Origin of the sequence: Frederiksenia canicola (assembly GCF_011455495.1) — a bacterium.
Classification (GTDB): domain Bacteria; phylum Pseudomonadota; class Gammaproteobacteria; order Enterobacterales; family Pasteurellaceae; genus Frederiksenia; species Frederiksenia canicola.
Genome location: NZ_CP015029.1, coordinates 1,690,287 through 1,706,401 on the forward strand (window position 1 = coordinate 1,690,287; position 16,115 = coordinate 1,706,401).

The window sequence follows — 16,115 nt, forward strand, 5'->3', positions numbered from 1 at the left end:
GTTTCTACGATGTATTTTTACATAATTTCTGTATATGGAATTCAGAACGGAATATCGTCATCAAAATCGTTCATCGGTGGTTCAGCTTGTGGAGCTGGTTTTGCTGCGGCTTTCGGAGCCGCTGAAGCATTGTTATAACCGCCTGTTTGGGAATAATTGTTATCGTAGCCACCTTGGCTATAGCTTTGTTGTTGTGGAGTTTGGTTCCAACCACCTTGATTTCCACTAAATCCGCCTTCGCTATCGTTACGTCCGCCAAGCATGGTTAATGAATCTGCCTGAATTTCAGTGGTATAGCGATCTTGCCCATTTTGATCTTGCCATTTGCGAGTTTTAAGTTTGCCTTCAACATAAACTTGTGAACCTTTACGCAAATATTGCCCAGCCACTTCGGCATTACGGCGGAATAATACGATACGATGCCATTCTGTCACTTCACGACGTTCTCCCGTTTGTTTATCGTTCCACACCTCGCTGGTTGCGACACTGATATTCGCGACAGCATCACCATTTGGCATGGTACGCATTTCAGGATCATTACCTAAACGTCCAACAATAATTACTTTATTTACACCAGCCATAAAATCCTCTCATCAAAAAATAGGTTTAAAAAATTCTGGCTATTCTGCCTGATTTGAAAAAAAAAATCACCATTTAAAACTGATATTTTGTACAGTTATTTCAAATTATGCGATAATGATCGAGAATTTTAAAAAGATTTATTTACTAAAAGGCATTTATGCAACACATCGATATTCGTGGGGCGAGAACCCATAATCTTAAAAATATCAATTTAACCTTACCACGCGATAAATTTATTGTGATTACAGGCTTGTCGGGTTCAGGCAAGTCATCTTTGGCATTTGATACATTATATGCCGAAGGGCAACGGCGTTATGTAGAATCACTTTCAGCGTACGCTCGCCAGTTTTTATCATTAATGGAAAAGCCTGATGTTGATCATATTGAAGGGCTTTCGCCAGCCATTTCTATTGAGCAAAAATCTACCTCTCACAATCCACGTTCTACGGTCGGTACGGTCACAGAAATTCATGATTATTTGCGGTTATTGTTCGCTCGGGTTGGTGAGCCACGCTGCCCTGATCACGACACGGCACTAGCCGCTCAAACTATTTCACAAATGGTCGATCGAGTATTGGAAGAACCCGAAGGTAAGCGTTTGATGTTACTCGCTCCCGTGGTGAAAGATCGCAAAGGCGAACACGTAAAACTGCTCGAAAATTTGACCGCTAACGGCTACATTCGGGCACGCATTAACGGCGAAATTTGTGATTTATCCGATCCACCAAAATTAGAACTGCAGAAAAAACATACAATTGAAGTCGTCATCGACCGTTTTAAAGTGCGCTCAGATATTGCGACTCGTTTGGCAGAATCCTTTGAAACGGCGTTGGAACTCTCTGGCTCCACGGCAATTATTGCTGATATGGACGATCCTACCGCAGAAGAATTGGTCTTTTCATCGAGTTTTGCCTGTTCTCAATGTGGTTATTCTTTAACCGAACTAGAACCCCGTTTGTTCTCGTTTAATAATCCTGCAGGGGCTTGCCCAACCTGTGATGGTTTGGGTGTTCAGCAGTATTTCGATGAACGCAAAGTGGTGCAAAATCCTGATATTTCGCTTGCCAACGGGGCAATTAAAGGCTGGGACAAACGTAGTTTTTATTATTTTGGTTTGTTAAAATCGGTCGCGAAACACTACGATTTTGACATTGAAACGCCGTTTAAAGATCTACCGAAAAAGATCCAAAACATCGTGCTAAACGGTTCAAAAGAGGAAATCGAATTTGTTTATGTGAATGATCGGGGGGATAGCGTCAAACGTACGCACACGTTTGAAGGCGTGTTAAACAATATGGCTCGCCGCTATAAAGAAACCGAGTCCAACTCGGTGCGGGAAGAACTGGCGAAATATATCAACAATCGTGCTTGTACCGATTGCAATGGATCACGTTTACGCAAAGAAGCTCGTTATGTATTTATCGACAAAACCAATTTGCCCGAGGTGTCAGAAAAAAGCATCGGCGAAGCATTGCAGTTCTTTGACACCTTACAACTTGAAGGGCAGAGAGCGAAAATCGCAGAAAAAATCTTGAAGGAAATTCGTGAACGCTTGCAGTTTTTAGTCAATGTCGGCTTAAATTATCTCTCCCTTTCTCGCTCCGCCGAAACCTTGTCAGGCGGTGAAGCACAACGTATTCGTCTCGCCAGCCAAATTGGTGCAGGCTTAGTTGGGGTCATGTATGTGTTGGACGAACCTTCGATTGGCTTACATCAGCGGGATAACGAACGATTGCTCAACACACTCATTCATTTACGCAATCTCGGCAATACAGTCATTGTAGTCGAACACGATGAAGATGCTATTTTAGCCGCTGATCATATTGTCGATATTGGCCCAGGGGCAGGCGTACATGGTGGCAATGTGATTGCCCAAGGCACTGCCAAGCAAATTATGCAGAGCGAACATTCGATTACGGGCAAATTCTTATCGGGGCGGGAAAAAATTGAGATCCCTCAAAACCGCACCGCACGTGATCCAGCCAAGTCTCTCAAGCTTTTCGGTGCAAGCGGTAACAATTTAAAAAATGTCGATCTAGAAATTCCTGTTGGCTTATTTACTTGTATTACGGGTGTTTCAGGCTCGGGCAAATCGACTTTAATCAACGACACGCTATTCCCGCTGGCTCAAAATGCGTTAAATCGTGCAGAAAACAGCGATGTGGCTCCGTATAAAAGCATTGACGGCTTAGCCCATTTTGACAAAGTGATCGACATCAACCAAAGCCCAATTGGACGCACGCCACGCTCCAATCCAGCAACTTATACTGGGTTATTCACCCCAATTCGCGAATTGTTTGCAGGTACGCAAGAAGCTCGGGCAAGAGGTTATAATGTGGGACGTTTTAGCTTTAATGTTCGAGGTGGACGTTGCGAAGCGTGTCAAGGCGATGGCGTAATCAAAGTCGAAATGCACTTTTTACCTGATGTGTATGTGCCTTGTGATCACTGTAAAGGCAAACGCTACAATCGTGAAACCTTGGAAATTCGCTACAAAGGCAAAACCATTCACCAAGTACTTGAAATGACGGTGGAAGAAGCCCGAGAATTTTTCGATGCGGTGCCAATGATCGCTCGCAAATTGCAAACCTTGATGGATGTTGGTTTATCCTATATTCGTTTGGGGCAATCATCAACCACACTTTCAGGCGGCGAAGCCCAACGGGTAAAACTGGCAACAGAATTATCCAAACGAGACACAGGTAAAACCCTGTATATTTTGGATGAACCAACGACAGGCTTGCATTTTGCCGACATCAAACAGTTGCTCAATGTGCTTCACCGTTTGCGTGATCAAGGCAATACCATTGTGGTGATCGAACACAATCTAGATGTGATTAAAACTGCGGACTGGATCGTCGATCTCGGCCCAGAAGGTGGTTCAGGTGGCGGGCAAATCATCGCCACTGGTACCCCCGAAGAAGTCGCTCAAAACAAACACTCCCATACCGCCCGCTTCTTAAAAGCGATTTTGGCAAAAGGCTAACCCAACAAGCGGTTACTTTAGTCTCATTTTTTGCAAATCACATTTGCAAAACGGTTCGAGAATTTGACTGCTTGTCGATAAAAGGAGAACTTATGGAATACCAATTTACTCACACCATGCATGGTGTCATGGCAAAATGCTCAATGGACCACGAAGCTTTTGCCCGCTGGTTGAATACGGAAGTTGCGCCAGAACCGAAAATGTTAAAAGACCTTTTCACTGAAATTGCAAAATGCAAACGTTCTAGCAACTACGAGGCGATTTTTGAAGGGCGAGAATACTCGCTCTATCTCAATGCGGAAGAGGTGATGGCAAAAGCCAATAATCTAGATATGGATACAGATGACTTCGAGCAAATGGAAGAAGGGTTCCATTTCTATAATGAAGAAAGTATCGCTTTTTGCGGTCTGGAAGATTTTGAGGCTTTTTTACAAGCTTACGAACGATTTATCAAAACATTACATTAATTTAGCGACAGACAAGCGGTCAGTTCCTATCACCATTTTGCAAATACGATGTGCAAAAAATGCGAAGAATCTGACCGCTTGTTCTTATAAAAAATAAAACCTTCCTCTTTCAAGGAAGGTTTTTGCTATTCGCGTAGCGAAGAATTATTTTTTCTTCGCTTTTGGATTTGGTAAGTCTGTTACCGAACCTTCAAATACTTCTGCTGCTAGACCAACAGATTCATGTAATGTCGGGTGAGCATGGATAGTTAATGCGATATCTTCTGCATCACAACCCATTTCGATGGCTAAACCGATTTCACCTAATAATTCACCACCGTTTGAACCTACGATCGCACCACCAAGTACACGATGAGTATCTTTATCGAAGATTAATTTAGTCATACCTTCTGAACATTCAGAAGCGATTGCACGACCTGATGCAGCCCAAGGGAATTTAGCTACTTCAAAGTTTAAGCCTTCTTGACGACACTCTTTCTCAGTTTTACCTACCCAAGCAACTTCTGGCTCAGTATAAGCGATTGATGGAATTACTTTCGGATCAAAGTAATGTTTCATTCCCGCAATCACTTCTGCCGCAACGTGACCTTCGTGAACACCTTTGTGCGCTAACATTGGCTGACCAACGATATCGCCGATAGCAAAGATATGTGGAACATTAGTGCGCATTTGTTTATCTACATGGATGAAACCACGTTCATCAACTTCAACGCCTGCTTTACCTGCATCTAACAATTTACCATTTGGTACACGACCGATTGCCACTAATACCGCATCGTAACGTTTAGTATCGTTGCACGCTTTGCCTTCCATTGAAACGTAGATACCATCATCTTTCGCTTCAACTGCAGTCACTTTCGTTTCAAGCATTAACTTGAATTTTTTCTCAACTTGTTTGGTGTAGATCGCAACAATATCTTTATCGGCTGCAGGGATCACTTGGTCAAACATTTCAACCACTTCCACTTCAGAACCTAAAGCATTGTACACCGTACCCATTTCTAAACCGATGATACCGCCACCCATGATGAGTAATTTTTTCGGCACTTCTTTTAATTTAAGTGCATCTGTTGAGTCCCAAACACGTGGGTCATCGTGTGGAATAAATGGTAATTGAATTGGACGTGAGCCTGCCGCAATAATCGCATTATCAAATTTAATTGTGGTTGGGTTACCATCACGGTCACGAGCGACTAAAGTGTGTGAGTCAGCAAAGGTTGCTTGACCTTCAACCACCGTTACTTTACGCATTTTCGCCATACCTGCCAAACCGCCAGTTAATTTAGATACCACGGCTTCTTTACCTGCACGCACTTTATCTAAATCAATGGTTGGTTCGCCGAAGGTAATACCGTTATGCTCTGCGTGTTTCGCTTCTTCAATCACTTTTGCAACGTGAAGTAATGCTTTAGATGGGATACAACCCACGTTCAAACACACACCACCAAGGGTTGAGTAACGCTCAACTAATACTGTTTCTAAGCCCAAATCAGCACAACGGAATGCTGCTGAATAGCCCGCAGGACCTGCACCAAGTACCACGACTTGGGTTTTGATTTCTTTGCTCATTTTTACCTCTGGAATAGATTGCTTCGTCGGTTTATTTTAATCTATTTAACATTTTATTAACGAGAGCAAGATCACAGAATTGAAAACAAGCGGTCAGATTTTTAGGATTTTTTGCAAAAATCTTATACTGTTTTGACCGCTTGCACCTATTACATTACTAACTGACGAATATCTGCTAATACGCCGTTGATGTAGCTTAAGAATCTCGCACCATCAGCACCATCAATCACGCGGTGGTCGAAGGATAATGAGAGTGGCAACATCAAGCGTGGTTGGAACTCTTTGCCGTTCCAAACAGGCATCATTTCAGATTTTGATACACCTAAGATCGCTACTTCTGGCGCATTTACGATTGGCGTAAAGTGAGTTGTACCGATACCACCTAAGCTAGAAATAGTGAAGCAACCGCCTTGCATATCTGATGCTGAGAGTTTGCCATCACGTGCTTTTTTCGACACTTCCATCAATTCACGAGAAAGCTCGATAATACCTTTCTTGTTCACATTTTTGAACACAGGAACCACTAAGCCATTTGGTGTATCTACTGCCACACCGATATTGATGTATTTCTTAAGGGTAAGTTTTTGACCATCTTCAGAAATTGAGCTGTTGAAACGTGGGAAGGCTTCTAATGCTTTTGCCACTGCTTTCATAATGAACACCACTGGTGTGATCTTCACATCAAGTTTCTGTTTCGCCACAACTTCGTTTTGTTTCTTACGGAAAGCTTCTAATTCAGTGATGTCCGTACGATCGAAGTGTGTAACGTGTGGAATCATTACCCAGTTACGGTGTAAGTTCGCACCAGAGATCTTATTGATACGGCTTAATTCAACTTCTTCAATTTCACCGAATTTGCTGAAGTCTACTTTCGGCCATGGTAATAAGCTTAAGCCTGCTCCATTTGCTACACCTGTGCCTGCAGAAGGTGCTTTACCTGCTTTCACTTCTTCAAACACTTTCACCGCAGTTTTCACATAGGCTTCGATATCTTCTTTAACGATACGACCTTTACGACCAGTACCCTTAACATTATCTAAACTTACACCAAATTCACGCGCTAAACGACGAATTACTGGGGTTGCATGAGCATAACCTACACTTGCAACTACTTGTTCTTGACTTAAACCTGCCACATTACCTGATTGTGCTGGTGCTGCTTGAGGAGCTGGCTGTGCTACAGCTGCTTGTTGTGGCGCTGGAGCAGCGGCTGGTGCTGCACCTTCTACTTCAAATTTCATGATTAATGAACCCGTAGAAACTTTATCGCCAACTTTGATTAAGATCTCTTTTACTGTACCTGCGATTGGTGCTGGGACTTCCATTGATGCTTTGTCGCCTTCGACGTTGATGATGGATTGATCAACGCTAACTTTATCACCCACATTTACCATGATTTCAGTGACGTTTACTTCGTCACCACCGATATCAGGCACGTTTACTTCTTTGATTGCAGAAGCCGTTGCTTGTGGGGCTGGTGCCGCTTCTTGAGCAGGAGCTGATGCTGCTGGTGCAACACCCGCCACTTCAAATCGCATAATTAATTTGCCGGTTGAAACAGTGTCGCCAACATTAATTAAAATTTCTTTTACTATTCCTGCAACAGGTGCTGGGACTTCCATTGATGCTTTGTCGCCTTCAACGTTGATGATGGATTGATCAACAGTGACCACATCACCCACTTTAACCATAATTTCGGTTACATTTACTTCATCGCCACCGATATCTGGCACATTCACATCAACCACTGCACTTGCCGTAGCTGCTTGTGGCGCAGGTGCAGCTTCTGCTTTCGCTTCAGCTTTTGGTGTAGGTGCTGCCTCTGCACTTTCTAATACTAACATCGGTGTACCTGTTGAAACGGTATCACCGACTTTTACTAATACTTCTTTAACAACGCCAGCTTCTGGGGAAGGCACTTCCATCGAAGCTTTATCACCTTCTACGTTGATGATTGATTGATCCACAGCAACTGTATCGCCGACTTTTACCATTACTTCCGTAACGGTAACTTCATCGCCACCAATATCTGGCACTTGAATTTGTTTTGACATTTTGTTTTTCCTCATTTAATTCTGCCCCCGCTTGCGGGGGAAGTACCCTTGCATCGCAAGGGGGTAGGGGGCAAATTTGCAAAATTCTAGAGAAATCTTACCGCTTGTAAGCCCCCTCCCCGCCTTCGGCGGTACTCCCCCCGCAAGCGAGGGGAGAATTATCATTCATTATGCGTATAATGGGTTGATACGCTCTACATCTAAGCCGAACTTCTTAATTGCATCTGCAACCACTTTTAACTCAACTGTGCCTTCTTTCGCTAATTGAGTTAATGCAGCAACAACAACATAACGCTCATCAACTTCGAAATGTTCACGTAAGTTTGCACGGCTATCTGAACGACCGAAACCATCAGTACCTAACACGTGGTAGTGTTTGCTTGGTACATAAGCACGAATTTGCTCTGCATAAAGTTTCATGTAGTCAGTTGATGCAACGGTTGGTAAATCTGCCAACACTTGTGCAACGTATGGTACACGTGGAGTCTCGGTTGGGTGTAATAAATTCCAACGTGCAGCATCTGCACCGTCACGACCTAATTCGTTAAATGAAGGTGCTGAGAACACATCTGCCGTTACACCATAGTCATTTGCAAGAATTTGAGCCGCTAAACGAACGTGACGTAAAATTGAGCCAGAACCTAATAATTGAACGTGGCCTTTACCTTTACCTTCCACTGTTTCAAATTTATATAAACCTTTACGGATACCTTCTTCTGCACCCGCTGGCATTGCTGGTTGATCGTAAATTTCGTTTAAGGTTGTGATGTAGTAGAACACGTCCTCTTGGTTCTCGCCATACATACGACGAATACCATCTTGAACGATAACGGCAACCTCAAAAGCAAATGCTGGATCATAAGTGATACAGTTAGGAATAACGCCAGCTTGGATATGGCTGTGACCATCTTCGTGTTGTAAACCTTCACCGTTTAAGGTTGTACGACCTGATGTACCACCGATCATGAAACCACGAGCTAATTGGTCACCCGCTAACCACATCATATCGCCTACACGTTGGAAGCCGAACATTGAGTAGTAGATGAAGAATGGAATCATCGGTTGGTTGTTCACTGAGTATGAAGTTGCTGCAGCAACCCAAGATGCTGTTGCACCTAATTCGTTGATACCCTCTTGTAATACTTGACCATCTGTTGCTTCACGGTAGTAAGCCACTAAATCACGATCTGAAGGCACATAGTTTTGACCATGTGGGTTGTAAATACCGATTTGACGGAATAAACCTTCCATACCGAAAGTACGAGCTTCGTCTGCAATGATTGGAACGATCGTTTTACCGATATTTTTGTCTTTTAATAAGATATTTAATACACGAGAGAATGCCATTGTGGTTGAAATACCACGTGGTTGAGCATCTAACAACGCTTGGAACTCTTCTAATGCGGGCACTTTGTATTCCACATCAAATTTAGGACGACGAGCAGGTAAGTAGCCTTGCAATTCTTGACGACGACCATGCAAGTAATTGTACTCTTCTGAACCTTCTGGGAAAGTGATGTAGTCTAAGTTTTCAACCTGTTCATCAGTTAATGGCAAGTGGAAGTAGTCACGGAAGCCTTTCAAGCTTTCTAATGACATTTTTTTCGATTGGTGAGCGGTATTTTTACTTTCCGCTTCTGGAATTTTATAACCTTTCACTTGGTGAGCTAAAATAACCACTGGTTTATTTGAGCGTTTTGCACGTTCAAAAGCAGCGTACATTTTCTCACTATCGTGTGCACCACGACGTAATGCCCAAATTTCATCGTCAGTCATATCCGCAACTAATGCTGCCGTTTCTGGGAAACGACCGAAGAAGTGTTCACGCACATAAGCACCGTCTTTTGATTTGAAGGTTAAGTAGTCACCATCAACCACTTCCATCATTAATTGGGCTAATTTGCCTGAAGTATCTTTCGCAAATAATTTATCCCAACCACTGCCCCATAAGACTTTGATCACTTCCCAGCCAGCACCGGTGAATAAACCTTCAAGCTCTTGAACGATTTTACCGTTACCGTTTACTGGGCCATCTAAACGTTGCAAGTTACAGCTAATCACGAAAATTAAGTTATCTAATTTCTCACGACCAGCAACCGTTAATGCACCTTTAGATTCAATTTCATCCATCTCACCGTCACCTAAGAAAGCGTAAACGGTTTGACCTGTTGTATCTTTAATACCACGATTGTTTAAGTATTTTAAGAAACGCGCTTGGTAGATTGCGTTTACTGGGCCTAAGCCCATTGAAACGGTTGAGAACTGCCAGTATTCCGGCATCAATTTCGGGTGCGGGTAAGAAGATAAGCCATCAACAAAGGCTTCTTGGCGGAAATTATCTAATTGCTCTGCCGTTAAACGGCCTTCTAAGAAAGAACGAGCGTAGATACCTGGTGCCGCATGGCCTTGTGAATACACTAAGTCTCCACCGTCTTTATCGGTTGCAGCCTTGAAAAAGTGGTTGAAACACACCTCATACATTGTCGCTGCAGATTGGAAAGTCGAAATGTGACCACCTAAATCCAAATCTTTCTTCTGGCTGCGTAATACCATTGCAATCGCATTCCAACGCACTGCAGAACGGATACGACGTTCGATATCTTTGTTACCTGGATAAACTGGCTGCTCAGAAACTGGGATTGTGTTCACATAGTCAGTTGTAATGCCTGATGGAAGCCCAACGCCCTGTGTACGAGCGTGTTGCATCACTTGTTGAATAATATATTGTGCACGCTCAGTTCCTTCTTCTTTAACTAAAGAATTAACTGAATCTAACCATTCTTGTGTCTCGAATGGATCTACGTCGTGTGCTAACAATTCTGACATAGTTTTTTCCTTTTTTGTGAGTGAATAAAATTGATAAACCAACGGCTTATCATCTGCTAAAATCTTACACACAAAATCATTACAAAAATTTGCAGAAAGTTTAAGCACACTCTCATTTATACCTAAAAAATCAGCCAACTTTGCTTATAACCTTGTGCTATCTACTTGATTTTTAACAACATTTAAAATTTGTTGAAAAAATGTAGAAAAATTTGCACACAAGATAACAAAATCAAGGGATTTTGTCCATTTTTGACCGCTCATAACGCACACAAGCGGTTTGATTTCGATCAAATTTTGCAAATCTGAGCTAACAAAAACCGCTTGCAACCATACAAATGGTGTTAAGGCAGGGGATTTTATTCATAAATCAGGTTCTCTAAATCAGATAGTGCGAAAGAATGGGCTTTTCCTTGTTTAATATCTTGGGACGATTTCGCCATTTTGTCTGCTAAAAATACTTCATATCCAGCTTATTTACACATTGTACCGTCCTCTAAATGCTAAATTTTTTCCGTAACTCACCACTAAAAACGCCCAAATATCAACATCACAAGCGGTCCATTTTAATTGCAGATTTACCACTCAGATTTTCAAGCAAACGTTTGCTTTTTGTGATATTCTGATGCCCATTTTTTGTATTTTGACAGTGAGATTTTCAATGAACAAACCTGAAATTGCGATCGTAATGGGTTCAAAATCTGATTGGGCGACGATGTCGGAAGCGACACAAATTCTCGACCTATTTAACCTTCCCTACCACGTTGAAGTGGTCTCTGCACACCGCACTCCTGATAAATTATTCACCTTTGCCGAAACGGCTCAAGCTAATGGCTATAAAGTGATTATTGCAGGTGCAGGCGGTGCAGCACATTTACCTGGGATGATTGCTGCCAAAACGATCATACCTGTGCTTGGTGTGCCAGTGAAAAGCTCAATGTTAAGCGGTGTCGATAGTCTCTACTCTATTGTGCAAATGCCAAAAGGGATTCCTGTTGGCACCTTGGCAATCGGACCTGCAGGTGCCGCCAATGCGGGCTTACTCGCCGCACAAATTTTAGCGGCATTTAATCCTGAATTAGCCCAAAAATTGCAACAATTCCGCAATGAACAAACTCAACACGTTTTAGATAATCCAGACCCACGCATCGCATAATATGGCAAAGAAACTGCTAATTTTACATACGGGTGGAACCATTTCGATGAGCGAAGGCAAAGACGGTAAAGTATCACCGTCTGCAGAAAATCCACTCGTGGCTTTGTTGCACAAACTCAATCACCCTGCTCAGTTACACCAAGAAGCAATTTTCAATTTGCCCTCCCCCCATATCACCCTTGATCACTGGTGGCAGTTGAAAGAGCGGATTGAACAAGCGGTGCAGCAAGAAGGTTTTGACGGTATCGTCATCACGCACGGCACCGACACCCTTGAAGAAACTGCCTATTTTCTGGATTTAGCGTTGAATGTGGATATCCCTGTGGCAATCACAGGGGCAATGCGTTCCAGTAATGAACTTGGCTCAGATGGGCTAATCAACTTACAAAATGCCATTTTGGTTGCACTTTGTGCTGAGAGCCAACACAAAGGCGTGTTGGTGGTGATGAACGATGAAATTCATCATGCCAAATTTGTAACCAAAACCCACACTACCAACGTAGCGACTTTCCAAACGCCAACTTTTGGACCTTGTGGATTAGTCGCAAAAAATCGGGTGATTTATTTTCAGCAGCTCAATCACTACGAGCGTTTCCCCGTAGCACATCTTCACAAAACCAATGTGCAGCTAGTTAAAAGCTATGCCGGAATGGACAGTTTTTTGCTCACGCAGCTGGCTCAACAGGGCTGCGATGGCGTAGTGATAGAAGCCCTTGGGGCAGGCAATTTGCCGCCTACTTGTTTGGAGGGCATCTCCGCACTCTTAGCAGCGAAGATCCCTGTGGTGCTAGTTTCTCGAGCCTTTAACGGCATCACGCAAGATGTTTATGATTATCTCGGTGGCGGTAAACAGCTCAAACAACAAGGCGTGATTTTCACCCAAGGATTAAGCGGACAAAAGGCCCGTATTAAATTACTTGTGCTGTTAAATCAACCACTTAATTCATCCTTAAGGGATTATTTTTAATCCTAAAACACCGCCACAAGCGGTCAGATTTTCCAAAAATTTTACAAAAATGGTGGGACAAATCCCACTTTACCAGAGAAGATTATGCAAAAAAGTAACACCTACCCTACTGTTTATGTACTTGGCAATGGACAGCTTGGCAGAATGCTGCGTTATGCAGGGGCGCCGCTAGACATTGATGTTCGCCCTTTGGCATTTGATGCTCCCACTTTTGAGATTGAGCCCAACAGCCTGATCACGGCAGAAATTGAGCGTTGGGCGGATACGCCACTCACCCAATTACTCGGCAATCACCCGAATTTTGTCAATCTCAACGTATTCGGCAAATTGGCGGATCGTTTCACCCAAAAATCACTACTCGACCAACTCAGCCTTGCCACATCCCCTTGGCAATTATTAGAAACGCCTGCTCAATGGCAGCAAGTATTTGAAAACATTGGCGAAAAAGTTGTGGTAAAACGTCGCACAGGCGGATATGACGGACGTGGACAATGGATTATCACCAAAGACAATCTCGACCAGATCAGCATCGATCTATTTGGTGATGTGATTGCGGAGAAATTTATCCCATTTAAAGCGGAAGTGTCGCTGGTTGGGGCTCGTTTCCGTAATGGCGAGACCCGTTTTTACCCAATAACCCATAATCTGCAACAAAACGGCATTTTACGGTATAGCGTCATGAACCCAAACCTGCCACATCAACAAGCATTCCAACAGCAAGCAGAACAGATGTTGTCCGAGATTATGCACGAGTTGAACTACGTTGGCGTGATGGCGATGGAATGTTTTGTGGTAGGCGATAAATTACTGATTAACGAGCTCGCCCCACGTGTTCACAATAGCGGACACTGGACACAACTTGGTTGCTCAATCAGCCAATTTGAACTGCATCTTCGAGCCTTACTTGATTTACCAACACCTGAACTGAAAGCCATTGCTCCAAGTGTGATGATCAACCTGATTGGCATCAAACACACAAACCAATGGCTCACCCAACCGTTCAGCCAACTCCATTGGTATGGAAAAGAAGTGCGTGAAGGTCGCAAAGTCGGACACATCAACCTTTGCCACCCAAATAAAGCTGATTTAATCGAACTCTTGCAACAGTTCAAACCATTTTTGACGGAAGATTTCCACTCTGGATTAGCTTGGGCGGCTGACAAGCTCAAAATTTGATATACAAGCGGTCAGTTCCGTTAAAAATATTGCAAATTAAAAGGCTTTCAATTGAAAGCCTTTTTTCTGACATTACGGATGTGCTGCCATTATCGCTTCGATTTCTTCGATCTCTTTTGGCACGCCGCAAGTGAGATTTTTATTGCCATACTCGGTGATGAGAAGATCGTCCTCGATCCGAATACCAATGCCTTTGTACTGCTCTGGTACATCCGCATCTTTCGGGATATAAAGCCCCGGCTCAACAGTTAATACCATACCAATTTCAAGTGGACGATCGCGATCGGTGCCGTATTCGCCGACATCATGGACATCCAAGCCCAACCAATGGCCTAAACCGTGCATATAAAATTGTTTGTAGGCTTTTTCTTCGATGAGCGTAACCACATCACCTTTCAGAATGCCAAGACGTACCATCCCTGCAGTCATGATTTCCACCGCTTTATCATTTGCCGCTTTAATTGAACTATTCGGCACAAGCAATTTGCTCGCTTCTTTTAACGCTTCTAGCACAATTTCGTACACTTCCCGCTGGGCTTGGCTGAACTTGCCATTGACGGGAATGGTGCGAGTAATATCGCCTGCATACATCGCAAACTCTGCCCCAGAATCGATCAGCAGCAAATCACCGTCTTGCAACACTTGATCATTTTCGTTGTAGTGCAAAATGCAAGCGTTATCGCCACCTGCCACAATTTGATTATAAGAGGCAAAACGGGAACCAAAACGGGAAAATTCGTGCTGAATTTCGCCTTCGATTTCCATTTCATAACGATTTGGGCGGGTCTGTTTCATCGCTCGTAGGTGAGCAAGGGCGGAAATTTGGCAGGCTTGTTGTATTAACGCAATTTCATTTTCTGATTTGAACAGACGCATTTCAGATAACATCGGCTGCCAGTCAATCAACGTAGTTGGGACTTTTTGACGGCTGGCCATAATCGCATCAAAGCTGTCAAACACAATCTTATCGCCCCAAGTTTGCACACCGCGAGCGTAGTAACAAGCGGTCAGATTTACCAATTTTTTTGCAAATACCGATTGAATTTCGTCAATATCAAAAGCTTCGTTCATTTCTAACGTTTGTGGTGCAGCATCAATCCCTAAACGACGACCGTTCCAGGTTTCCATCAACGGATCTTTTTTGCGTAAGAAAATGATGCTCTCGCATTTTCCTGCTTGTTTGATCAGCAATAACGCTGATTGCGGCTCGGAAAAACCCGTGAGATACCAAAAATAGCTGTCTGGGCGGAACAAATAGTCACAATCACTATTGCGGCGTTTTTCTGTTTCCGTAAATACAATCAAGGCTGAATTGTCTTGCATTTGCTCAAACACACGTTGACGGCGTTGGTTAAATTCAACCTGTGGCATTTTTTGAAGATAAGTTAAATCCATTTCTCAATCCTTTTGGTTAAAAATAGAAAGCGATAAATTGTAGCATAGTCACTGAACTAAATTTACATTTAAATAGACAAACGCTTATCTGAACGCCACAATAACATTTTTATTTTAGGAGAATGAAATGACGGAAATGACGCAATTACTTGACGTTGTGGCAAAGCTGCGTGATCCACAAACAGGTTGCCCTTGGGACATTAAACAAACCTTTGACTCTATGCTGCCCCATTTGTTAGAAGAAACCTACGAAGTCGCAGAAGCCTTACACACCAATAATCGTACCGCATTGCGAGAAGAATTAGGCGATTTGCTGTTACAAGTCATTTTTTTAAGCCAACTTGCAAGGGAAGAAGGCGATTTTACGTTTCATGATGTTGTACAAGATTTGCATGACAAATTGATCTTCCGCCATCCACACGTTTTTGGTGATAAGTCTGCTCAAAATAGCGAAGAAGCATTACAAAACTGGGAAGCCCAAAAAGCGGTGGAGAAAAAAGCCAAAGGGCAAACCTCAATTCTTGATGATCTACCATATGCACTTCCCGCACTCACTCGTGCCGCTAAATTACAAAAACGTTGTGCCAAAGTTGGTTTTGATTGGGACAATTGGCCTGATGTGCAAGCCAAAGTGGCGGAAGAGTGGCAAGAAGTCTGTGAAGAATTAGCTCAATCACCGCTCCACCCTGAACGATTAGAAGAAGAACTCGGTGATTTGCTGTTTGCGAGTGTCAATCTCTGTCGTCACCACAAAATTGACGCAGAAAGTTGTTTACGCAAAGCGAATGTCAAATTTGAAAATCGGTTCAGAAAAATTGAAGATACACTCGCAAAACAAGGCAAGGAACTGACCGCCTGCACGCTTTCCGAGCTGGATTTTATGTGGAGTGAAATAAAAAGATTGGAAAAAATTGACAAAATTTTGTAAAGTAACCGT

The 16,115-nt window shown here is 43.1% G+C and carries 11 protein-coding genes; 6 read left to right on the plus strand and 5 right to left on the minus strand.

The window, feature by feature from the left end; genetic code table 11:
- Positions 1 to 41: 41 nt before the first annotated feature.
- Positions 42 to 581, minus strand: coding sequence for a single-stranded DNA-binding protein (gene ssb / locus A4G17_RS08210; protein ID WP_123956068.1), 540 nt, complete (start codon positions 579 to 581; stop codon positions 42 to 44).
- A gap of 158 nt (positions 582 to 739) precedes the next feature.
- Between ssb and uvrA the strand changes: the two genes are divergently transcribed.
- Both uvrA and A4G17_RS08220 read left to right on the plus strand, forming a co-directional pair.
- The gene (gene uvrA / locus A4G17_RS08215; RefSeq protein ID WP_123956067.1) at positions 740 to 3,568 is read left to right on the plus strand and encodes an excinuclease ABC subunit UvrA; all 2,829 of its coding nucleotides are present in this window, start codon (positions 740 to 742) and stop codon (positions 3,566 to 3,568) included.
- 92 nt (positions 3,569 to 3,660) lie between these two features.
- Complete coding sequence (locus tag A4G17_RS08220; protein WP_123956066.1) at positions 3,661 to 4,035, plus strand: YacL family protein; 375 nt, start codon at positions 3,661 to 3,663, stop codon at positions 4,033 to 4,035.
- 144 nt (positions 4,036 to 4,179) lie between these two features.
- Here the strand turns inward: A4G17_RS08220 and lpdA are convergent, their stop codons facing one another.
- From lpdA to aceE, 3 genes are all read right to left on the minus strand, one after another.
- Positions 4,180 to 5,604 (minus strand): dihydrolipoyl dehydrogenase, encoded by a 1,425-nt coding sequence (gene lpdA / locus A4G17_RS08225; RefSeq protein ID WP_123956065.1) that lies wholly within the window; start codon positions 5,602 to 5,604, stop codon positions 4,180 to 4,182.
- A gap of 149 nt (positions 5,605 to 5,753) precedes the next feature.
- Positions 5,754 to 7,658, minus strand: a complete 1,905-nt coding sequence (gene aceF, locus A4G17_RS08230; RefSeq protein ID WP_123956064.1) for a pyruvate dehydrogenase complex dihydrolipoyllysine-residue acetyltransferase — start codon at positions 7,656 to 7,658, stop codon at positions 5,754 to 5,756.
- Between the two features lie 168 nt (positions 7,659 to 7,826).
- Positions 7,827 to 10,484: a pyruvate dehydrogenase (acetyl-transferring), homodimeric type gene (aceE, locus tag A4G17_RS08235; RefSeq protein ID WP_123956063.1), complete on the minus strand. Its 2,658-nt coding sequence runs from the start codon at positions 10,482 to 10,484 to the stop codon at positions 7,827 to 7,829.
- Positions 10,485 to 11,145: 661 nt separating this feature from the next.
- Here aceE and purE point away from each other — a divergent pair.
- The 3 genes from purE (at position 11,146) to purK (ending at position 13,783) form a co-directional block, all read left to right on the plus strand.
- Complete coding sequence (gene purE, locus A4G17_RS08240; RefSeq protein WP_123956062.1) at positions 11,146 to 11,640, plus strand: 5-(carboxyamino)imidazole ribonucleotide mutase; 495 nt, start codon at positions 11,146 to 11,148, stop codon at positions 11,638 to 11,640.
- A 1-nt stretch (position 11,641) separates the two neighbouring features.
- Positions 11,642 to 12,607 (plus strand): asparaginase, encoded by a 966-nt coding sequence (locus A4G17_RS08245; protein ID WP_123956061.1) that lies wholly within the window; start codon positions 11,642 to 11,644, stop codon positions 12,605 to 12,607.
- Positions 12,608 to 12,691: 84 nt separating this feature from the next.
- The gene (gene purK / locus A4G17_RS08250) at positions 12,692 to 13,783 is read left to right on the plus strand and encodes a 5-(carboxyamino)imidazole ribonucleotide synthase (protein WP_123956060.1); all 1,092 of its coding nucleotides are present in this window, start codon (positions 12,692 to 12,694) and stop codon (positions 13,781 to 13,783) included.
- 72 nt (positions 13,784 to 13,855) lie between these two features.
- On the opposite strand, the gene pepP is transcribed toward purK, so the two are convergent.
- Positions 13,856 to 15,178: a Xaa-Pro aminopeptidase gene (pepP, locus tag A4G17_RS08255; RefSeq protein ID WP_123956059.1), complete on the minus strand. Its 1,323-nt coding sequence runs from the start codon at positions 15,176 to 15,178 to the stop codon at positions 13,856 to 13,858.
- Positions 15,179 to 15,305: 127 nt separating this feature from the next.
- Between pepP and mazG the strand changes: the two genes are divergently transcribed.
- On the plus strand, positions 15,306 to 16,106 hold the full coding sequence (mazG, locus tag A4G17_RS08260) for a nucleoside triphosphate pyrophosphohydrolase (RefSeq protein ID WP_123956058.1): 801 nt from the start codon (positions 15,306 to 15,308) through the stop codon (positions 16,104 to 16,106).
- Positions 16,107 to 16,115 lie beyond the last annotated feature (9 nt).